The following is a 21195-nucleotide window of genomic DNA, read 5'->3' on the forward strand; positions in this document are numbered from 1 at the left end:
CACAGGCCCCTCTTATGTAATCTGTTGTTCGATTAGAGCTTCGGAGCGTCAACCGGGCAAGCAGCGGCACAAGCGCCGCACTCGACACAGGCATCCGCGTCGATCACATATTTGTCGCCGCCGTCAGAAATGCAGCTGACCGGGCATTCCGCCGCGCAAGCACCGCAGGCGATGCAGTCGTCGGTGATATGGTACGCCATTGCGAGCACCTCCTTGAAAAGATATTCTTATTGTAACATCTCCATGTAAAATTGCAAGTAAAGATTTGCAAAAAATCGGCCCTTTCACCAATTTTCGCGTCAGCCGTCAAGTGCGAGTGTGAAAGAGCCGTCCTCAAAGTCGAGCGAGCGCAGCGGCAGACCCTGCGTGAGACTGGCGAGATATCCCTGCAGCGGCGGCAGGAGGATTCCCTCGATGAGCGACTGCGGCACGTCAATGCCCGCGACCGACATGCCCGAGATGGAAAGCTCGCAGGCCTGGCGCTCGGAGAGCGCGAGCGAGAACTCGACCGACAGGGCCACCGGTTCGTGCAGAAGCCCCGCGAGTCCCCGCACACCTGCGGGCAGCTTGTCGCCGAACGAGTCGGCGAGGGCCGCGGCGTCGAGCCCGGCCGAGAGGCTGATCGCGCCGCCCGAGATGGCGCAGTCGATGTCGCGCAGCAGCTCGCCCGCCGCGGCGCGCAGCACAAACTCGACCGCCTCCTCGTTGACGGTGACAACGGCCTGCCTGTCGGTCTGCGGCTGCGTCTGCACCGCCGGATCAGGTGCCGGTGAGAGCGGCGCAGGGTCGCTCTGCGGTGTGAACAGCCGCCCCGCATAGGGCAGAATAAACAGCACGACCACGGCCGCGACCGCGGCGATGAGGGCCAGATCAATCCACTCGCTGCGGGTGAAGCGGGAAACGTGTTTCATAGGGGCCCCCTCGAAAGTAAAATAGCGTTCCTTCTATATTTATTGGTCTATTTGTGATAAAATAACCGCGTATGCATTTCGTTTCAAAACATTTCCGGTCTTTCACACAGAGATCGGACAAGTTCCGATTTGCCGGCCGCCGCCGGAGACCCGCGGCCGGCGCGGGCGTCGGTATGCGGGGGTGGTTTTCCGTGGTGTCTCTTGTGATTCCCATGTACAACGAAGAAAAGCGCGCGGCGCAGACCGTGGCGCAGGCCGACGGCTATCTGCGCGGGCTCGGCGTCGACTACGAGCTGATCGTGGTCAACGACGGCAGCACCGACGGCACACTCGCGGCGCTTGAGGCGGCGAAGACCGCCCGCACCAGAATCGTCTCCTATGAGAAAAACGCCGGCAAGGGCTGTGCGGTGCGCCGGGGCGTTGCCGCGACGCGGGGCGACGTCGTCATCTTCACCGATGCGGATCTCTCCTACGGCATGGAGCTCGTCGGCACGGCGCTTCATATCATGCGCGAGCGTGGAAGCCGGATTCTTATCGGCTCGCGCAAGCTCGACCGTGAGGCCTACCGCAATTACCCGCCGCTTCGCCGGCTGATGAGCCACACCTTTTCGACGGTCGTCAACGCCGTGCTCCCGCTGCATGTGAGCGACAGCCAGTGCGGCTTCAAATGCTTTCGGGGCGATGTGGCCCGCGAGCTCTTCGCCGCGTGTACGGTCGACAATTTCGCCTTTGACTTCGAGGTGCTCTACCTTGCGCGGCGCCGCGGCATCCCCATCGACGAGATGCCCGCGCGGGTTCTGGTCCACGGGGAGTCGAGCGTACATATCCTATCGGATTCGCTGAAGATGCTCCGGGAGCTCGCACGCATTCGCCGCTCGGGCGGCAAAGACAGAAAGGCGGACAGACAGTGATCAAACGACCCAATCTCACTTTGCGCGAATTCGGCAGAACCTTTCTTCTCTTCTACGGGTTTGCCGCGCTGCGCTTTCTCTACTACGGCTTCACCTACTTCTGGCAGCTCGACGACTACATTCAATACTACAACTACGCCCACTTCGGCGGACCTTTCTGGCAGCTCGCCGAGGCGCTCGGGCTGTTTCACGCGCGGCCGCTGTCGGGCGCGCTCGACATTCTGTTCTGGTCGAAGTTTGCCGGGTGTATGATCGTGGCAGTGCTACTCATCACGGCGCTCTACACCTTTGCGGCGGTCAGCCTCTACGCGGTGTTTCGGCGTATCTTCGGCGCGGGGCCGGTGTTTCTGGTGGTCACGCTGCTTTTCCCGATGAATTTTGAGGGCAGCTACTGGATGAGCGCCTCCACGCGCATCGTGGTGGGCCTCGCGTTTGCCGCGGCCGCGGCGCTGCTCTTTGTGCAGTGGGCCGAGAGCGGCCGGGGATGGAAGCTCGCGGTCAGTTTTCTGCTGGGGCTTGTCTCCTGCGGGTTCTATGAGCAGGTGCTGGTCTTTGAGACGGCGCTGATTCTGCTGCTCGGCGCGGCGCTCGCGCCAAAGATCAAAAAGAGGGCGCTCTGGGCGCTCGGTTCCATTGCGAATTTTCCGCTCTACTTCGGCTTCATCTCGCTCTTTCCAAACAGCGCGCTCTACGCGGGGAAAGCGGGCTTCATGCTCCCGTGGGGCGAGACGAAAAACTACTATTTCAGCACCTTTCTTCCAAGCATCACCGGTCAGATCAAAGAGGCGGGGCTGCTCGCACCGCTGCATCTGCTCAAGAAGAGCTTTTCACGCGGCGCGCAGTTTCTGTTTTCCGACGGCAACATCCTGTGGATTCTCGCGCTTCTGGCGCTGCTCTTTGCGCTGTGGCTCTACGGGGCCAGGCTCTTCTCCGGCCGGCCGGGCGAGAACCGTGAGGAACCTGCGACCATCTTCTGGCCGATGCTGGCGGGGCTCTATCTGGCGGCTGCCGCCACGTCGCCGTTTCTGTTTCTCGACAACCCGTGGTTTTCGTTTCGGCTGACGCTGCTGCCCTTCCTGGGGGCGGCGCTGCTCGTCGATGCGGCGGTGCGCGGGCTCTGCGCGCTCATCCCGCGCCACGGCGGGCTGGTCTGCTCGGCGGTGGGCGTGCTCATGGCGGCCGTCTTCATGGTGGGCTCGGTCTCAGAACTTCACGACTACCGGCTCACCACCATTGCCGACAGCCGGGTGGCGCGCAGCATTGTCCAGACGCTCGAACGCGACGGGGTCGGTGCAAGCGAGAAGATCGCCATTCTCAATCTTGACAAGACCTTTCTCGACGACCAGAATTACCTCTACCACGAGCACATCCACGGGGTGACCGAGAGCGACTGGGCGCTCACCGGGGCGCTTCGCGCCTATGCGGGGCACGATGCGATTCTCTCGGTGACCCCCATTACGGGCAAGCGGCCCATCTACAAGCTCTACCTCGAGGACATGGACAGCTACGATCTGTTCTATCTGCTCGAGGAGGACTTGACTCTGACGCCGGTGAATCCGCACCGCCGGGGAGACGGCGTCTACACGTTCACCGACAGCGCCGGCGCGCTGCGCGCGACGCTCACCATCGCGGACGAAGCCATTTTGCGCGTATCATAAAGGAGAGAGAGACATGAATTCCAAACTCAGCGGACAAAACCTGACCATGCTCTGCGACTTCTATGAGCTGACCATGTCAAACGGCTACTTTCAAAGCGGCATGGCCGACAAGATCACCTACTTTGACCTCTACTTCCGGCGTGTGCCCGACGACGGGGGCTTTGCCATTGCGGCGGGGCTCGAACAGGTCATCGAGTATCTCAATGAGCTGCACTTTGACGAGGACGACATCGAATACCTGCGCAGCAAGGGCATCTTCCGCGAGGAGTTTCTCGACTATCTGAGAAATTTCCGCTTTGCCTGCGACGTCTACGCCGTTCCCGAGGGCACGCCCATCTTCCCCAACGAGCCGATTCTGACCGTGCGCGGCCCGGCGATTCAGGCGCAGTTCATCGAGACCATGCTCCTGCTGCTGGTCAACCACCAATCGCTCATCGCCACCAAGTCGAACCGCATCGTGCGCGCCGCAGAGGGACGCCCGGTGATGGAATTCGGCTCGCGCCGGGCCCACGGCTCGGCGGCGGCGGTGCTCGGCGCGCGAGCGAGCTACATCGCCGGCTGCGCGGGTACTGCCTGCACGCTGACCGACAAGCTCTACGGCGTACCGGCGCTGGGCACCATGGCCCACAGCTGGGTGCAGATGTTCGACACGGAGGAGGAAGCCTTTCGCGCCTATGTGCGCGAGTACCCGGACCACCCGACGCTGCTCGTCGACACCTACAATGTGCTCAAGTCCGGCGTGCCGAACGCCATCAAGGTCTTTCAGGAGGAGCTCTGCGACCGGGGACTTCGCCCCGGCGGCATCCGCATTGACTCGGGCGACATCACCTACCTGAGCAAAAAGGCCCGCAAGATGCTCGACGAGGCGGGCATGGCCGACTGCAAGATCGTCGCGTCGAATTCACTCGACGAGTACATCATCCGTGACACGCTCATTCAGGGCGCGAAAGTCGATTCGTTCGGCGTGGGCGAGCGGCTGATCACCTCGAAGAGCGAGTCGGTATTCGGCGGCGTCTACAAGCTCGTGGCGGTGGAAAACGACGCGGGGGAGATCGTGCCGAAGATCAAACTGTCGGAGAATGTGGCAAAGATCACCACCCCGCACTTCAAGAAGATCTACCGCCTGTTTGACCGCGAGAACGACAAGGCCATCGCGGATCTGGTGTGTCTGCACGACGAGGTGATCGACGACAGCAAGCCCCTGACCATTTTCGACCCCCACTACACCTGGAAGCGCAAGACCATCACGGACTTCACCGCGCGTGAGCTGATGGTGCCGGTCTTCCAGGGCGGCCGGCAGGTCTACGAGAGCCCGTCCATCGAGCAGATTCGCGCCTACTGCCTCGGGGAGATCGACCGCCTCTGGGACGAGGTCACCCGCTTTGAGAATCCCCACAACTACTATGTCGACCTCTCCGAAAAGCTCTGGGCCATCAAGGAGGAACTTCTCAACACCTGCGGCAAATAAGAGTGAATGCAATGTGTATAAAAGTGCCCGGCGAACCTGATTCGCCGGGCACTTTTGCGCCCTTTATGAAACCTTAATGGAAAAGACCCAAACGCTTAGACCACATTCACAGAAATCTCATTATAATGAGCAGGCAGAACCAAGTTAGGAGATGATAGTATGCTTGATTTACTGATGCTGGGCATTTTTGCGGTCAGCTTCGGGCTGCTGTACCTGCTCATCCGCTGGTGCCAAAAGCAGGTGGATTCCGTTGATTAGGAGGGAAATTCCATGATTATTCTTGGCGTCATCATTGTCTTTATGGGTGTCTATCTGCTCTATGCGCTGGTACACCCCGAAAAATTTTAGAACCTGCGGGGGGAGGAGTCCACATGATACAGCTTGCGCTCACCATCGCCATCTATCTGGTGATTGTCATTCCGGTGGGCATTTACGTCTATCACATTGCCGCGGGCAGGCGCACGTTTGCCGACCCGGTGTTCGACCGGGTGGACGGTCTGATCTATAAAATCGGCGGCGTCGATCCAAACCGGGGTATGAACTGGAAAAAATACGCCGCCGCCCTGGTGGGAACAAACGGCGCGATGATTCTGATTGGCTACCTGATTCTGCGGATTCAGAGCATCGCCCTTTTCAACCCCAACGGCATTGGAGCGATGGAGCCGTCGCTCTCGTTTAACACCATCATCAGCTTCATGACGAACACCAATCTCCAACACTACTCGGGAGAGAGCGGCCTGTCCTACCTGTCTCAGATGCTGGTGATCACTTTCATGATGTTTGTCTCGGCCGCCAGCGGCTACGCGGCCTGCATTGCGTTCATCCGCGGTCTTGCGGGCAAGACAAAGGACAACGTCGGCAACTTCTTTGCGGATCTGGTGCGCATTACAACCCGCGTTCTGATTCCGTTTTCCATTGTCGGCGGCCTGCTGCTCATCTGGCAGGGCGTGCCGCAGAATCTCAGCGGAAACATCGTGGTTGACACCATAGAGGGGGCAAAGCAGATCATTGCCATGGGCCCGATCGCGGCGCTGGAAATCATCAAGCACCTCGGCACCAACGGCGGCGGCTTCCTGGGTGCGAACTCCGCGACGCCGCTTGAAAACCCGACCATGCTTACCAATTTCATCGAACTGTTTTCCATGATGATTCTGCCGGGCGCCTGCGTGGTCACGTTTGGCAAGATGGTGCGCGAGCGCAAGGTGCAGAGAGGGGGAAGCCTGACCCGCCGGAGCCTGAGCGAACGCCTCTACGGCCGCGAGGGCAGAACCATCTTCGCCGCCATGGGGATTCTCTTTGTCATTGGCCTCGGCGTGTGCTTCTGGGCAGAGAGCCAGGGCAACCCCGCTCTGGAACAGGCGGGGCTCAGCCAGTCCATGGGCAGCATGGAGGGAAAGGAAGTGCGCTTTGGCATTGCACAGTCGGCCATGTTTACCACGACGACCACTTCCTTTACAACTGGTACGGTCAACAACATGCACGACACGCTGACCCCGCTCGGCGGCATGATTCCGCTGCTGCACATGATGCTCAATGTCGTCTTCGGCGGCAAGGGCGTGGGCCTGATGAACATGATTATGTACGCGATTCTCGCCGTGTTCATCTGTGGGCTGATGATCGGGCGCACACCGGAGTATCTGGGCAAGAAGATCGAGGGCCGGGAGATGAAGCTCACCGCGCTGTGCATCATCATTCATCCGCTGCTGATTCTCGCTTTTTCCGCGCTGGCAGTGGGAACGAGCGCGGGCCTCGAGGGAATTACAAACCCCGGTTTCCACGGGCTGTCACAGGTGCTCTATGAGTTTTCGTCCTCTGCGGCGAACAACGGCTCGGGCTTTGAGGGCCTTGCGGACAACACCATGTTCTGGAATATTACGACCGGGCTTGCGATGTTCTTCGGGCGCTATCTCTCCATCATCATTCAGCTCGCCATTGCCGGCTCCCTGATGAAGAAGAAATTTGTCAGTGACTCGGTCGGCACACTCCACACGGACACCGGCTCCTTTGCGATCATTCTGGTGTTTGTCGTCTATATCTTCGCCGCGCTGACGTTCTTCCCGGCGCTGGCGCTCGGCCCCATTGCGGAGCATCTCACCCTTTGGGCCTAAGGAGGGAAAACCATGAGCAAACAGAAAAAACAGAAGCTTGTCACACCTGAGATCTTCCACCAGGCGGTGATTGGCTCCTTTACCAAACTGAATCCGCGCTATATGATGAAAAATCCCGTGATGTTTGTGGTGGAGATCGGCTTTTTCATCACCCTGGTTCTCTCTTTCTTTCCAAATCTGTTCGGCGATGTCGGCTCAAATCTGAGAGCTTACAACATCATCGTCTCGGTGATCCTCTTTGTTACCGTTCTCTTTGCGAACTTTGCCGAGTCGGTGGCAGAGGGCCGCGGCAAGGCGCAGGCGGCGAGCCTGAAGAAGACCCAGAAAGAGACCAGTGCCCGCCTGCTCTGCGAGGATGGAACAGAGAAGACCGTGCTCTCCAATGAGCTCAAAAAGGGCGATGTGGTCATGGTCAGCGCCGGTGAGATCATCCCCGGCGACGGCGAAGTGATCGAGGGCATTGCGAGTGTGGACGAGTCTGCGATCACCGGCGAATCTGCCCCGGTAGTCCGTGAGTCTGGCGGGGATTTCTGCTCGGTGACAGGCGGAACGACCGTTGTGTCCGACTGGCTCAAGATTCGCATCACTTCCGAGCCCGGAAACAGCTTTCTTGACCGCATGATCGCGCTGGTCGAGGGGGCCTCCCGCAAGAAGACCCCCAATGAGATCGCGCTGAACACCCTGCTGGTCTCCCTGACCATCATCTTCATGATCGTCATTGTCACGCTCTATCCCATCGGCGTCTACTCCGGCGTGCAACTTCAGATATCCACGCTGATCGCGCTGGCCGTCTGCCTGATTCCGACCACCATCGGCGGTCTGCTCTCGGCCATCGGAATCGCCGGCATGGATCGCGTCACGCGCTTCAACGTGATTGCCATGTCCGGCAAGGCCGTTGAGGCCTGCGGCGACGTCGACACCATGATTCTCGACAAGACCGGCACCATCACATTTGGCAACCGCCTGGCGGCGGACTTTATTCCGGTCGGCGGCGCGGATAGAAGAGACCTGTTGCGCTGCGCCGCGCTCACAAGTCTGCAGGACACAACGCCCGAGGGGAAATCGACACTGGAACTCGCCCGCAAACTGGGTGACACCAGCGGCGAAATCCCCGGCTCCACGTTTCAGGAATTCACCGCGCAGACGCGCATGAGCGGCATAGATCTGCCCGACGGCACAAAGATCCGAAAGGGCGCGGCCGAGGCGATTGAACAGTATGTCAAAGAGCTCGGCGGAAAAATTCCCGCTGATCTTCATGAGCAGGTGGATAGGATCTCCGGGCTCGGGGGCACACCTCTGAGCGTCTGTGAGGGCAATCGGATTCTGGGCGTCATCTACCTCAAGGACACCGTAAAGCCAGGTATGGTGGAACGCTTCAACCGGCTGCGTGCAATCGGAATCAAAACCATCATGTGCACGGGGGATAACCCGCTTACCGCCGCCACGATTGCAAAGGAGGCCGGCGTCGACGGATTCATTGCCGAGTGCAAACCGGAGGACAAGATCGACGTCATCAAAAAGGAGCAGGCCGAGGGCAAGATTGTTGCCATGACCGGCGACGGCACCAACGATGCGCCGGCTCTGGCACAGGCCAACGTCGGCCTTGCGATGAACAGCGGTACCACCGCCGCAAAAGAGGCAGCCAATATGGTCGATCTCGACAGCGACCCGACCAAGATCCTCGAGGTCGTTGAAATTGGCAAACAGCTTCTGATCACGCGCGGCAGTCTGACGACTTTCTCCATTGCCAATGACATTGCCAAGTACTTTGCCATTATCCCGGCCATGTTCATGATGGCGATTCCGCAGCTCGGCGTGCTGAATATCATGCATCTGGCGACCCCATACAGCGCCATTCTCTCCGCGCTGATCTTTAACGCCCTGATCATTCCGTCGCTGATTCCGCTGGCGATGAAAGGCGTCAAATACCGCCCGATGTCCTCGGGTAAAATTCTGGCGAGAAACATGCTGATCTACGGCGTGGGCGGCGTCATCACGCCATTCATCGGAATCAAGTTGATCGACATGATCATCAGCCCGATTCTCAACGCGATGGGCATGAGCTTTATGGGCCTTTAAATAGGAGGAGGACGCAATGAAACATTCCATGAAGAGTTTTCTGCGCGGCGGCCGGCAGGCCGTGCTTGTAACTATTGTACTGCTGATTCTCTGCGGACTGCTGTTTCCGCTTGCCCTGACGGGGCTCGGCACACTGCTCTTTCCGCACCAGGCCGCAGGCTCCCTTGTGAGCGTCGACGGAAAGACGGTGGGGGCCGAACATGTCGGCCAGGAGTTTACACAGGACTGCTTTCTGTGGAGCCGTCCGTCCGCTTACCACTACAACGTCTATGTCGAGGGAGAGGACGGCAAACAGTACTACAACGACGGTACGGAGTTTGCGGGCCTGTCCTCCGGCTCAAACAACTACGCCCCGTCCAATCCTGCGCTCATGGAGCGTGTGGAGACCGATCTTGCGAACTTTCTGAAACGCAATCCCACTGTGAGTGCCGATGAGGTGCCGACTGATCTGCTGACAGCCTCCGGCTCCGGTCTGGATCCGCACATCTCGCCTGAGTCGGCCGAGGTGCAAATAGCGCGTGTCGTCGCCGCTTCCGGCCTTACGGAGCAGCAGGTGCGTCAGATCATTGAAGAGCACACACAGGGCAAGCTCTTTGGCGTCTTTGGCGAACCGACGGTCAACGTCCTGCTGTGCAACATCGACATTGCACAGGCAATGGGGCTGACGCGGGAACAGTAGACAGAAAAAAGCGCGCAGGCATTTTGCCTGCGCGCTTTTCCGTTGTTTCAAAAGGGAAAGCCGAGAAAAATCGAGTAGACTGCAATGAGCACCGGCTGGTGCAGCAGGTAGATCCACAGCGTATGCCGCCCGATGGCGGAGAGAACAGGAATCCGCACCTCGTAAAACCACCGGGGGAATTTGCCCGCCACGACGAGCCGGCCGAGTACAGTGCCCGCCAGAAACAGGAAGAACCACGGCAGCAGCGGGTAGTAGTCGGGCGACGAGAACGCATGATCGGGAAAACCGAAGACATAGAGGTGGGGCGTGTCGATGCGCGGCGCCGTGGCGTAGACCCAGTAGTTGAGCGCAAACAGCGCCGTGAAGAGGGGCAGAGCGACTCTCACGGGGATTCTGCGAATGGGTTTTTCGAGCAGCCCATAGAGAATCATCGAGGTGCCCATAAAGTGCAGGATCCCGAAGTAGACGGGCGACGCCGGGTCGATGTACCAGCTCACCGCCGTCACCACGAACCCCGCTACCAGCACAATCACGCCGCGGCGCAGATTGCTCCGGGAGAAGTTTGACGAGATGCCCGCGACCAGCATAAAGACCATGACGAAGATGAACTGCCACACCTTGAAAAAGGTGGTGTAGAGAAAGGGAATGTAGAAGCCGTAAAAGGTCTCGAGGGAGTAGAGCGCGTGGTGAAAGACCATTGCGAGAATGGCCGTGCCGCGCGCGGCGTCAATGAGCTCGATGCGCTTTTTTGTCATGGGAGCGCCTCCGTGTCAAAGTGTTGAATCCTCCAATACCCTATGCGGCGGCGGGCCGTATTAGACATTGAAGCGGAACAGCACGACGTCGCCGTCGCGCATGACATACTCCTTGCCCTCGCTGCGGTAGAGGCCCTTTTCCTTGGCTGCGGCGATGGAGCCGCAGGCCATCAGATCCTCATAGGAGACGACCTCCGCGCGGATGAAACCGCGCTCGAAGTCGCTGTGGATCTTGCCCGCGGCCTGGGGGGCCTTGGTGCCCTCAACGATGGTCCAGGCGCGCACCTCCGGCTGGCCCGCCGTGAGGTAGCTGATCAGGCCGAGCAGCCGGTAGCTCACCCGGATGAGGCGGTCGAGCCCCGACTCGGTGAGCCCGAGGTCGCTGAGAAACATCTGCTTTTCCTCCGGGTCGAGCTCGGTGATCTCCTCCTCGAGCCGGGCGCAGACCGGCAGCACCTGAGCGCCCTCATCGGCCGCGATGCGGCACAGGGTCTGGTAGCCGGAGTTGGTCTCAATGTTGTGGCGGAAGTCCTCCTCCGAGAGGTTGGCCGCGTACACCACGGGCTTTGCCGAGAGCAGCGATACGCCGCGCACGAGCTCGCGCTCGTCATCGGTCATCTCAAAGCCGCGCACGGGCTTTCCCTCGTTGAGCCGGGCGAGCAGCCGCTCGAAGAGAGCGGCCTCGGCCTCGAATTTCCGGTCGGCCTTGGCGAGTTTGCGCGCCTTGTCGATGCGCTTTTCCACCATGTCGATGTCCGAGTAGATCAGCTCGAGGTTGATGTTCTCAATGTCGCGTGCCGGGTCGATGGACCCGTCGACGTGGGTGATGTTGTCATCTTCAAAGCAGCGTACCACATGCACGATGGCGTCGACCTCACGAATGTGGGAGAGGAACTTGTTGCCGAGCCCCTCGCCCTTGGACGCGCCTTTGACAAGCCCTGCGATGTCGACGAACTCGACCACGGCGGGCGTGACTTTTTCGGGGTGGTACATCTCGGCGAGCGCGTCGAGGCGCTCGTCCGGTACGGCGACCACGCCGACGTTCGGCTCAATGGTGCAGAAAGGATAGTTGGCCGACTCGGCCTTGGCATTGGTGATGGCGTTGAAGAGCGTGCTCTTGCCGACGTTCGGCAGCCCGACGATTCCCAGTTTCATAGTTGCCTGTATCTCCTTTGTATCTGTGGTGTTGCGGGTTTTATCAGATGCTGCCCGGGCGGCGCAGACGCGCGGGGCGCACCCGCTCGAAAGCAAACCGGCGCCCGCCGGGCAGTCAGGGCCATGCAGTATCTTTTATTGTAACATAAGGGCTCCGGGGGCTCAAGAGCGAACTGCGCCGGGCCTCCGCCTTTTTCGCGCTGCCCCGGCTGAGTGCAGGCCGCCGGGAGCGCCGCCTGAGGTAAGATGCTCTCTGGACGACTTTCGGGCCGGTGCAAACGCACCGGCCCGAAAGGAGAGGTTACAGGACTGACGCCGTGGCGCGGCGTCAGTCGTTCTCGTATTTGTGATAGGTGTTGACGAGATCGTCGTGGATTTCAACATAGATTGGGTAGCACTTCTCGTACTTCTCGACGTTTTCGGGGTTCGGCTCGGTGACGCAGTCGACCTGGGCGGTCTTTTTCACCGCCTCCTCGTGGGAGGAGAAGACGCCGAGCGCCACCCCGGCGAGCATCGCCGCGCCGAGCGAGGAGTCGTCGCGCCGGTACTTGACAATGGTGCGGTTGAAGACGTCGGCCAGGATCCCGCGCCACAGCGGAGATTTGGCCCCGCCGCCCACAAAGGAGATCCTCTCGACTGTCCCGAAGCGCTCCATAATCTCAAAGCACTGGCGAAGAGAGAACGTGACCCCCTCTAAAATGGCGCGGTTGAAGTGCCCGCGGGTGTGCATCGAGGAGAAGCCCGTGAACGAAGCGCGCAGCTTCGGATCCCAGTATGGGGCGCGTTCGCCGGACATGTACGGGTGAAAGAAGAGGCCGTCCGCGCCGGGGGAGACGGCTTCCGCCTCCCGGTCGAGAAGCTGGTAGGTATTCGGGCCGCCGTTCTGCTCCCGGGCGAGTTCCGCTTTGCAGAACGTGTCCCGGTACCAGCGCAGCGCCTGCGCGGCCGAGACCGTTCCCCGGGCGTAATACCAGACGCCGTCCACCACATGGGAGTAGGCAAAGGTGTCCTCAAAGCGCTCGCCCACATTGCGAAACACACTGATTCCGCCCGCCGTAGCCATCTTCAAAACGCAGTCGCCGGGCTTCAGGCCGCCCACGCTGTAGCTCTCCATGGCCGTGTCCGAGGCGCCCATCACAACGGGGACTCCCTCGCGCAGCCCGAGAAGCTGCGCGGCCTGCGCTGTCACGTGGCCGGCGATGTCGGTCGCCCGCTTCACCGGCGGGAACACATCCGCAGAGAGACCGGTCAGCGCGATGAGCTCCGGTGACCAGCGCATGTGCACATTGTCGAACAGCAGAGAGCCCTGCGCCTGTATGTGGGTGGTGGAGATGTTCCCGGTGAGCTGAAAGCGCACATAGTCGTCAATAAACAGGATTCTGTCGATTTTTTCAAAGATATGCGGCTCATGTGTGCGCAGCCAGAGAAGCTGCGGCAGAGACCATGTGGCGCTGGGCGTGGCGAAGGTGGTGTCCTCAATGAGCCTGAGATGGTTTTCCCTGAGGAATGCGACCTCCTGCCGGGCCCGCTGATCCTGCCACATGATGGTGTCGCGCAGCACCTCGCCGCCCCGGCCGAGCAGGACCATGTTGTGCGCCGAGGCGTCAACTGAGAGACCGATGATGTCGCGCGGGTCGACTCCGCCCGCCTCGGCCGCCCTGTGCAGGGCCTTTGAGACGGCGGGAAACCAGTCTTTGGGACTCTGTTCCACCCACCCCACATGAGGGTGATGAGAGGGATATTCGGCATAGCCGTCGCAGACGAAGCGTCCCCTGGTGTCTATCAGGGTGATCTTGCAGCCGCCGGTGCCCAGATCCACTCCCATTAAGTACTCGGCCATGCGAAATCTCCTCCCGTCGTGATTGAAATGACTTTTCGAGGGCTAGAAATTTGTTCCGTTCCAGCCCCAGTCCGGCGTTGCAAGATACCGGATGTAGACGTCGGTTCCCGCGATGCCTGCGACGCGCGTGAGCAGCTCGCAGATGATTTTACTCATCGCGGGGTAGTGCTCCGAGGGATCCTTTCTGAGCAGCGCATTCACTTCCACAAAGGCGCAGGCCGTCTCGCTGTCCCGGTGAAAGCACATGTCCGCCGCATCCTGCAGAATGATCATCAGCGAGTCCGGCGTCTTGCCTGGAATCTGCTGGATGGCCTCCATCAGCCCCTCCTTGAGGGCCTGTCTCTGCTGATCATTCAACTTCTGGTTTACGGTGCATCTGATACACGGCATGGTAATTCCTCCTGCTTCAAATTTGGCCTCTCCTGAGTGGAAAAGGCTTCCACACCATTTTACATCAGCCGAAAGCCGGCCGCAAATATGTTTCGCTCAGCGCACCGGTGCACCGGCCGCCGCAGGCACGGCAAGCTCGCTGTTGCAGTACTCGTTGATTCGGTCGATGCGCTCGGCAACCGTACCGCCGCCGAATTTTCCCTCGTCAAACAGCGCGCCGCCAACGGTGATGCCCCAGGGCTGCATCTCCCTGATGACGTCGAGCATGTTGTAATCGCTGACAGAACCGGTCATCATGAACGGTACGCCGCGCGCGTTGAACTCCGCTTTGAGGGTGCTCGCAAGCAGCGCGGGATCGCCCTCAATCCAGCGGTAGGCGGACATGCGGATGCCCGCAGCGCCCTGGTCGATGAGTTCCAGAGCGGCCTGCCTGAGCTCGTCGAGCGTGCCGAGCAGCCGCTCGTCGGCATTGCGGCGTCCAAAGGGTGTAAAGTGGAGAACACCGCCCGCTCTGAGCGTGTCGCTGACACTTTTGAAGAAAAAGCCGAGATAGGCCGCGCAGTGGTAGCGCACGGCAAGCTGTGCCCATTTATTTGCCGTTTCCTCATCGCGCGTGAGCGGCTCGAGAACGACTTTCTTGCCGGCGGCCTGCATCGCCTGAATCAGGGCCTCGCCCTGTTCGAATGTCACACCGACGTCCTTGAATCCCCAGTATTCCGCTTTGGCGTGGCTGTTTTCGCGCACAACCTCCATCGCGTTGGGAACCGTAATATCGTTGCGGGTCAGCATGGCAACACAGTTGATCATGGGTATCGACTCCTTTTGTAAAATATGGATGAGATCTGCGGTGAAATTAAGCTGTACCCTCCATGAAGTGATCCGCGAGGATTTCATCCTCTTTGAGCGGGTAGAGGCGGTCGAGCAGACTTGCGAAAATCGCTTTCTGCGCGACGTTTTCCAGATAGTGGGCGTGGGCGAACGCCATGTCCATGCGCTCGCCGACAGCGACCGAGCCGTGCGCGTCCATCAGGACGGCATTTCGGTCGCCGAGCGCCTCCACGACATAGTCGCCGACCTCCATCGCGCCCGCGGGGGCGTACTTCGCCGTGCGAATTTCACCGCCGAGGTGGTAGCTCTGCTCGGTCAGTACGAGCGGGATGTCCTTATGCGTCATGGCGAAGACGGTCGACCACTGCGGGTGAGTGTGAAGCACGCAGTTGACATCCGGCCGGGCGCGCATGATCGCCAGATGCATCGGCATCTCAATTGTGCCGACCGCCCAGGGGGACACAAGCGTGCCGTCCGGTTCAAAGACGGCGATGTCTTGGGCGCGGAACTCCAGAAAGGTTGCGTAGGGGAACGGCAGATCTTTCAGATTTCCAGAGACATAGATCAGACCGGTGCTAGGGTCGCGCAGACTGATGTCGCCGCCGCGTGAGGGAGTAAAGCCCTCTTTCATGATGCGGCGCGTTCCCTCGGCGCACTGCTCAAGCAGACACATGTTGATTCGGGGGTCCATTTTGTAGGCCATTTTCATATCCTCCTGTCAGCAGTTTTTCGTATGCGAATGTAAGCGCCTGCTTCTCCAGAAGCCGGGCGTTTGCAAAGGCGCGCTCCATGCTCTCTCCCACGGCGACCGCACCGTGGCAGGCCAGCATGACGGCGGGCCGGTCGCCGAGTGCCTCAACGGCGAAGTCGCCGACCTCCATCGCGCCCGCCGGCGCATAGCCGGCAGTGGAGACGGAGAAGCTCGGGCCCCAGGCCTCCTGCTCCAGCGGGAAGCGGGGCAGCTCCCGCCCGATCATGGCAAAGACGGTCGACCACGGCGCGTGTGTGTGCAAAACGCAGTGGACGTCCGGTCGGGCGCGGAGAATGGCAAGGTGCATGGGCAGCTCGATGGTCGCGAGCTTATCACCGCACAGCTGCTTTCCGTCGAGAGTGAAGACCGCCGGATCCGGCGCCTCGACCTCGGAAAAGCTGCTGCAGGGAAAAGGAATGTCGGCGAGACCCGCTGAGACATAGACAAGATTCGTTGCCGGATCGCGCAGGCTGATGTCCCCGCCGCGCGCGGGGGTGAACCCCTCCTCCAGTATCCGGCGTGTACCCTGCGCACAGAGCTCGAAATAGTGGGGGTTCAAAGAGTGTGCGGTTTGCATGGGACATACCTCCTCTGCCGATCGTCTTGCAGCGCCTCCTGCGGGATTCGCCGGACATGCTGCCGCAGCGCGGCGCCGGTGCCTGAGGAGGGAACAGATATCCGGCCCCTGAGACAGCCGACATGCGGAATTTTCAAACACAGAGTAGCATTCGGGTCAGCGGCTTTCAAATTTGTCTGTTTCATGTTTTGATACTTTTTGAACGATTCTGGGTCATGAAATTGGAATTTTAACGCTCTGGGCGGCAAGAACGTTTTTGTGCGGCAGACATTGCCGCTTTTTTCAAGGGAAAGTATCTTTTTAAGAGATTTTTGTTATGCTATAATCAGCATGCAGACGGCCTGCAGCTTCTGCATTTGAGAAAGATAGAACGAACGTCTGCTCTTGACGGAATCAGGAGGTTCTTATGGGCAACGACATTTGCACGGAGGTCGGAGGGCGCATCCGCCATTTTCGCAAGGCGCGAGGGCATACTCTCGAGTCCTTTTCCAGGCTTCTGCACAGAAGCAAATCGGTTCTGTCAAAATACGAGCGCGGTGACGTCGCGCTCGATATCGTGACGCTGCAGGAGATTGCCCTCGCCCTGGACGTTCCCATTGCGGCACTGCTTGAAAACTCCGGCAGGATGTCTGCACCGCTCTATTCGGCCCGCGGAGACGCTGCCGCAGAGCAGCAGTTCGAGCGTTACTACTGCTACTCCATCATGAGCTATGACAAGGCGACGCTGCAAAAATCGCTTCTTATCATGGGCAGCGACACGGCCACATGCTATATGAACATCGACTCCGAGGAGAATGTGCAGCACTATGAGTTTCTCTTCTCCGGCAAGGTGAGGCGAAGTGACTCGTTCACCCGGCTGTTTCTGACCAACGCGCTGCATGACGACGACACCTGTATCATGGAGATCCCCGCGCGCCTGGGCGATTACCAGTGCACCATTGCGTTTGTCGTCAATTTCCCGGTCGGCGGCCGCTACCCGCTGGCGGGCACCTTTCTTTTGAGCACTGTGCCGATTCGCGACACAAAGTGGATTTACGATGCGCTCTGCTTCACCCGTGACGACCTGAAGCGATTTCAATATCACAACGCCTACTTCGCCGTGCAGAACTACACCATGCGAATCCTTGAACTGCGCCGGCCGGACTGACTTCAGCGGGACCGGTTCCGGTGCAGAGAAAGACGCCGCCTGCGATATCGCAGGCGGCGTCTTTTGACAGGGCGCAAAAATTAACCGTTTGTTAATCCTTTTGCGACCGGCTTGCTCCATAATAAATACAGCTGCAAACCCGGCGGCAGAGCGTGCCGCCGTCTTGGAAGATTTCGCTCGGGCTGTGCGCGTTTTCGTTGAAATGGCGGCGGGCTGTGGTATACTAATAGAATAGAAAACGAAACAAACAGGAGGCGGAAGATGGACAACATCAAAATTCTCGTCTGCGACGACGACAAGAATATCTGCGAGCTGCTGCGGCTGTATCTTGCCAAGGAGGGCTTTACGGTCACCATCGCGGTCGACGGCGAGGACGCTGTGCAGAAATTCGGCCTCTCCAAGCCCGACATGGTTCTGCTCGACATCATGATGCCCAAGCTCGACGGCTGGTCGGTCTGCAAGGAGATCCGCAAGACCTCGAACTGCCCGATCATCATGATCACCGCCAAGGGCGAAACCTTTGACAAGGTACTCGGCCTCGAGCTCGGCGCCGACGACTACATCGTCAAACCTTTCGACACCAAGGAGGTGGTCGCGCGCATCAAGGCGGTCATGCGCCGCGTGACCGAGTCGGCCAAGAGCGAACAGGAAGTCAAGGTCGTCTCCTACGACAATCTGGTGGTCAATCTGACAAATTACGAGCTCAAGATCAAAGGCAAGACCGTCGACGCGCCCCCCAAGGAGATGGAGCTGCTCTATCATCTCGCGAGCAACCCCAATAAGGTCTACACGAGAAACCAGCTTCTCGACGAGGTGTGGGGCTTCGACTACTTCGGCGACTCGCGCACGGTCGACGTGCACATCAAGCGTCTGCGCGAGAAGCTCGAGGGCGTCTCGGACCAGTGGGAGCTCAAGACGGTCTGGGGCGTCGGCTACAAGTTTGAGGTGGTGGGCGCGGACGGACAGTAACCAGAGGGGAGGAAAACCGGTGTCGAACAGCATTACAGCCAGATTTTTTCTGGTGTCTCTGATCATTGTCGTGTTCAGCTTTTCGACACTGGCCGGCATCATGTTCTTTCTCACCGAGCGCTACTCCTTTGAGGAGAAGGTCTCGATGATGTCCTCCAACGCCGGAAAAATTTCGGAGCTGACCGTGACGCTCAGCGAAAACAACACCTATGCCATGCAGATCACCTACCGCTCAACGCTCAATCTGCTCGCCGACATCAGCGACACCAGCATCCTCGTCGCCCTGCCCGACGGGCAGCTCTTCTTTGCGTCGGAAAACCAGGCCGTCAACACCGAGACCACCGTCCCCGAGGCGGCCATTGCGCGCATTCTGAGCACCGGCGAATTCAGCAGCGTGTCAAATCTCGGCGGGCTCTACCCGAACAACCGCTTTGTCGTGGGCGAACCCGTACTCGACCGCGAGGGCTACCTCATCGCGTCGGTCTTCGTCTCCTCCTCAGCTTCGGGCTACTCGGAGATGCTCTCGAATATGGTGCGCATCTTCATTCTCTCGTCGCTGTCGGTGCTGTTTCTGACCTTTATCGTGATTTACTTCTCGACGCGCCAGATGGTCAAGCCGCTCAAGGAGATGAGCCGCGCGGCCAAAAGCTTTGCCAAGGGCAACTTCAACACGCGCGTCGCTGTGCGCGGCAGCGATGAGATCGCCGAACTCGCTGTGGCGTTTAACAACATGGCCACGTCTCTTGCCTCGCTTGAGGAACTGCGAACCGGCTTCATCGCCAACGTCTCCCACGACCTGCGCACGCCCATGACGACCATCTCGGGCTTCATCGACGGCATTCTCGATGGTACCATCCCGCGTGAGGATGAGAGCCACTATCTGACCGTCGTCTCCAACGAGATCAAGCGTCTGTCAAAGCTCGTGCACACGCTTTTGGAACTGTCGAAGATCGAGTCGGGTCAGATCGAGTACCACCCGGTCCGCTTCGACATCTGCGAGTCAATGCGCAAGCTTCTGCTCTCGTTTGAGCAGTCGATCAACAACAAGCGCCTGCAGGTCGAGCTCTCTCTGTGTGAGGAGCGCTTCGAGGTCGTCGCCGATGAGGACGCGATCGCGCGCGTCATGTATAATTTGATTGATAACGCCATAAAATTCTCCTATCCGGACGGCGTTCTCACGCTCAGCATCACCCGGGGCGATAAGAACGACCGGAATGTCTATGTCTCGGTCAAAAACACCGGCGTCGGCATCCCGGAGAGCGACCTGCCCTATGTGTTTGAGCGCTTCTACAAGTCGGACAAGTCCCGCGGGCTCGACAAGACCGGCTCGGGACTCGGTCTCTACATTGTCAAATCCATCATTGATCGTCACGGCGGCCGCATCACCGTCAAATCAGTGCAAAACGAATTCTGTGAGTTCGTTTTCTCTCTGCCGCTTGAAACAGAGGAAAAATAGCCAAAGGAGGCTGCACCATGAACGACGAATACACCCCCACGGGCGACCGGCCGCAGGAGCTGTCGGGCGCCGTACCCGACTGCGCGCCGCCTGCGGCGGAGCAACCGCCTGCGGCGGAGCAGCCACCTGCGGCGGAGCAGCCGCCAGCGGTGGAGCAGCCACCTGCGGCGGAGCAGCCGCCTGCAGCGGCGTCGCCGACCGCCGGGACCGAACCGCCGCCGGTGCCACCTGCGGGCTCTGACGCACCGCCTGCACCGCCCTACCACCCGGACTATTTCAGTCGGCCCACACCGCGTGCAAATCGCAACAGAGGGCTTATGGTCTTCGCGGTCATCATGGCTGTCATTCTCTGCCTGTCACTGTTCACTCTGGCCGGGGTGACGCTCTACAATCTCTTCATGGGCAACGGCTTTACTCTTCACACGCCCGAGCGCCTGCCGTCGGTGGACAACCCCGGCGTGAGCGACCCGGGCCGTGTGCCGGACGACGGTGAGAGCGGCAACAAGCCCTCTCTCGATGTGCAGGACACGCCCGACCCGCCGTCCACCACGCAGACGGGTGTGCTCAGCGGCCCTGCGATTTCAAAAAAAGTGCGTCCGGTTGTGGTCGGCATCGTCGCACTCGGCGAGACGGGCTACCAGACGTTTCAGAGCTCGGGATCGGGCATCATCATGTCGGCCGACGGCTACATCATCACAAATGCCCATGTGGTGGAGGACACCTACGACGTCACCGTCATCACGTTCAATGGGGAAAATGTAGCGGGCACGGAGTACAAGGCGAGGATTGTCGGCTCTGACACGAACTCCGATCTCGCGGTGCTCAAAGTCGAGGCGCAGGACCTGCCCGTGGCAGAGTTCGGCGACTCCACCAAGCTCGAGGTCGGCGAGATGGCGCTCGCGATCGGCAATCCTCTCGGGCTGGAGCTCGCGGGCTCGGTCACACAGGGCATCATCTCGGCTGTGGACCGCGAGGTCTCGGTCGACGGCATTACGATGACTCTTGTGCAGACCGACGCCTCCATCAACCCTGGGAACTCCGGCGGTGCGCTGGTCAACCAGTACGGTCAGGTCATCGGCATCAACACGGTCAAAATGGGCCGTGGCCAGTATGAGGGCCTGGGTTTCGCCATTCCGATCAATGTGGCAAAGCCCATCATCGACGAGCTCATTCAAAACGGCTATGTCCAGGGCGGCGTCAACGTCAATCGTCCGCGCATCGGCATCACCTGTGAGACAGTGACGCCCGAGGTGGCGGACTACTGGAACTACCCGCTGGGCGTCTACATCCACACCGTGGAAGCCGACAGCGACGCCTATCGAAAGGGACTGCAGTCCAAGGACATCATCACAAAGGCAAACGGCGTCGAGATCACAAGCGTCGAGGACCTCAATGAGGTTCTCAACCCCCTCAAGGAGGGCGACACGCTCAAGATCGTACTCTGGCGCGACGGCAAATACTACAACGCCGAGATCGTCCTGATGGCGCCGCAATAAAGACAGATAAAAAGGCG

20 protein-coding genes are annotated in these 21195 nt (G+C 59.7%); 11 read left to right on the forward strand and 9 right to left on the reverse strand.

What is annotated here, in order from left to right:
* Nucleotides 1-32: 32 nt before the first annotated feature.
* Both H8695_RS10920 and H8695_RS10925 read right to left on the reverse strand, forming a co-directional pair.
* Nucleotides 33-200: a DUF362 domain-containing protein gene (locus tag H8695_RS10920; RefSeq protein WP_249301617.1), complete on the reverse strand. Its 168-nt coding sequence runs from the start codon at nucleotides 198-200 to the stop codon at nucleotides 33-35.
* Between the two features lie 99 nt (nucleotides 201-299).
* Nucleotides 300-911 carry a hypothetical protein gene (locus tag H8695_RS10925; RefSeq protein ID WP_249301619.1) on the reverse strand — a complete coding sequence of 204 codons (612 nt, stop codon included), beginning with the start codon at nucleotides 909-911 and terminating at the stop codon, nucleotides 300-302.
* 173 nt (nucleotides 912-1084) lie between these two features.
* Between H8695_RS10925 and H8695_RS10930 the strand changes: the two genes are divergently transcribed.
* The 7 genes from H8695_RS10930 to kdpC all read left to right on the forward strand — a co-directional run bounded on the left by H8695_RS10930 (nucleotide 1085) and on the right by kdpC (nucleotide 9814).
* Complete coding sequence (locus tag H8695_RS10930; RefSeq protein WP_283243696.1) at nucleotides 1085-1822, forward strand: glycosyltransferase; 738 nt, start codon at nucleotides 1085-1087, stop codon at nucleotides 1820-1822.
* Nucleotides 1819-3480, forward strand: a complete 1662-nt coding sequence (locus H8695_RS10935; protein ID WP_249301625.1) for a hypothetical protein — start codon at nucleotides 1819-1821, stop codon at nucleotides 3478-3480. Before H8695_RS10930 ends, H8695_RS10935 begins: the two co-directional genes overlap by 4 nt.
* Nucleotides 3481-3493: 13 nt before the next feature.
* A complete protein-coding gene (locus H8695_RS10940; protein WP_249301629.1) occupies nucleotides 3494-4948 on the forward strand; it encodes a nicotinate phosphoribosyltransferase in 1455 nt (484 codons plus the stop codon).
* A 270-nt stretch (nucleotides 4949-5218) separates the two neighbouring features.
* Complete coding sequence (gene kdpF, locus H8695_RS11715) at nucleotides 5219-5296, forward strand: K(+)-transporting ATPase subunit F (protein WP_430413293.1); 78 nt, start codon at nucleotides 5219-5221, stop codon at nucleotides 5294-5296.
* Nucleotides 5297-5319: 23 nt separating this feature from the next.
* Complete coding sequence (gene kdpA, locus H8695_RS10945; RefSeq protein WP_249301632.1) at nucleotides 5320-7056, forward strand: potassium-transporting ATPase subunit KdpA; 1737 nt, start codon at nucleotides 5320-5322, stop codon at nucleotides 7054-7056.
* A 12-nt stretch (nucleotides 7057-7068) separates the two neighbouring features.
* Nucleotides 7069-9135, forward strand: a complete 2067-nt coding sequence (gene kdpB, locus H8695_RS10950; RefSeq protein WP_249301635.1) for a potassium-transporting ATPase subunit KdpB — start codon at nucleotides 7069-7071, stop codon at nucleotides 9133-9135.
* Nucleotides 9136-9151: 16 nt separating this feature from the next.
* A complete protein-coding gene (gene kdpC / locus H8695_RS10955; protein WP_249301637.1) occupies nucleotides 9152-9814 on the forward strand; it encodes a potassium-transporting ATPase subunit KdpC in 663 nt (220 codons plus the stop codon).
* Nucleotides 9815-9861: 47 nt separating this feature from the next.
* On the opposite strand, the gene H8695_RS10960 is transcribed toward kdpC, so the two are convergent.
* The 7 genes from H8695_RS10960 to H8695_RS10990 form a co-directional block, all read right to left on the reverse strand.
* Nucleotides 9862-10569 carry a heparan-alpha-glucosaminide N-acetyltransferase gene (locus tag H8695_RS10960; protein WP_249301640.1) on the reverse strand — a complete coding sequence of 236 codons (708 nt, stop codon included), beginning with the start codon at nucleotides 10567-10569 and terminating at the stop codon, nucleotides 9862-9864.
* Between the two features lie 60 nt (nucleotides 10570-10629).
* Complete coding sequence (ychF, locus tag H8695_RS10965; RefSeq protein WP_249301649.1) at nucleotides 10630-11724, reverse strand: redox-regulated ATPase YchF; 1095 nt, start codon at nucleotides 11722-11724, stop codon at nucleotides 10630-10632.
* Between the two features lie 328 nt (nucleotides 11725-12052).
* Nucleotides 12053-13564, reverse strand: coding sequence for a xylulokinase (locus H8695_RS10970; RefSeq protein WP_249301652.1), 1512 nt, complete (start codon nucleotides 13562-13564; stop codon nucleotides 12053-12055).
* Nucleotides 13565-13606: 42 nt separating this feature from the next.
* Nucleotides 13607-13954, reverse strand: coding sequence for a tautomerase family protein (locus H8695_RS10975; protein WP_249301654.1), 348 nt, complete (start codon nucleotides 13952-13954; stop codon nucleotides 13607-13609).
* A 96-nt stretch (nucleotides 13955-14050) separates the two neighbouring features.
* Nucleotides 14051-14761: a hypothetical protein gene (locus tag H8695_RS10980; protein WP_249301656.1), complete on the reverse strand. Its 711-nt coding sequence runs from the start codon at nucleotides 14759-14761 to the stop codon at nucleotides 14051-14053.
* A 46-nt stretch (nucleotides 14762-14807) separates the two neighbouring features.
* A complete protein-coding gene (locus tag H8695_RS10985) occupies nucleotides 14808-15485 on the reverse strand; it encodes a class II aldolase/adducin family protein (protein WP_249301658.1) in 678 nt (225 codons plus the stop codon).
* Nucleotides 15442-16110, reverse strand: coding sequence for a class II aldolase/adducin family protein (locus tag H8695_RS10990; protein WP_249301660.1), 669 nt, complete (start codon nucleotides 16108-16110; stop codon nucleotides 15442-15444). Before H8695_RS10990 ends, H8695_RS10985 begins: the two co-directional genes overlap by 44 nt.
* A gap of 406 nt (nucleotides 16111-16516) precedes the next feature.
* On the opposite strand from H8695_RS10990, the gene H8695_RS10995 reads away from it, so the two are divergent.
* The 4 genes from H8695_RS10995 (at nucleotide 16517) to H8695_RS11010 (ending at nucleotide 21178) form a co-directional block, all read left to right on the forward strand.
* Nucleotides 16517-17257: a helix-turn-helix domain-containing protein gene (locus H8695_RS10995; RefSeq protein ID WP_249301662.1), complete on the forward strand. Its 741-nt coding sequence runs from the start codon at nucleotides 16517-16519 to the stop codon at nucleotides 17255-17257.
* A gap of 261 nt (nucleotides 17258-17518) precedes the next feature.
* Complete coding sequence (locus tag H8695_RS11000) at nucleotides 17519-18226, forward strand: response regulator transcription factor (protein WP_249301664.1); 708 nt, start codon at nucleotides 17519-17521, stop codon at nucleotides 18224-18226.
* Between the two features lie 19 nt (nucleotides 18227-18245).
* Nucleotides 18246-19682 carry an ATP-binding protein gene (locus tag H8695_RS11685; protein ID WP_249301666.1) on the forward strand — a complete coding sequence of 479 codons (1437 nt, stop codon included), beginning with the start codon at nucleotides 18246-18248 and terminating at the stop codon, nucleotides 19680-19682.
* Nucleotides 19683-19699: 17 nt separating this feature from the next.
* Complete coding sequence (locus tag H8695_RS11010) at nucleotides 19700-21178, forward strand: S1C family serine protease (protein WP_249301668.1); 1479 nt, start codon at nucleotides 19700-19702, stop codon at nucleotides 21176-21178.
* Nucleotides 21179-21195: the final 17 nt, after the last annotated feature.

The sequence above is a fragment of the Feifania hominis genome (assembly GCF_014384765.1).
Lineage (GTDB): Bacteria > Bacillota > Clostridia > Oscillospirales > Feifaniaceae > Feifania > Feifania hominis.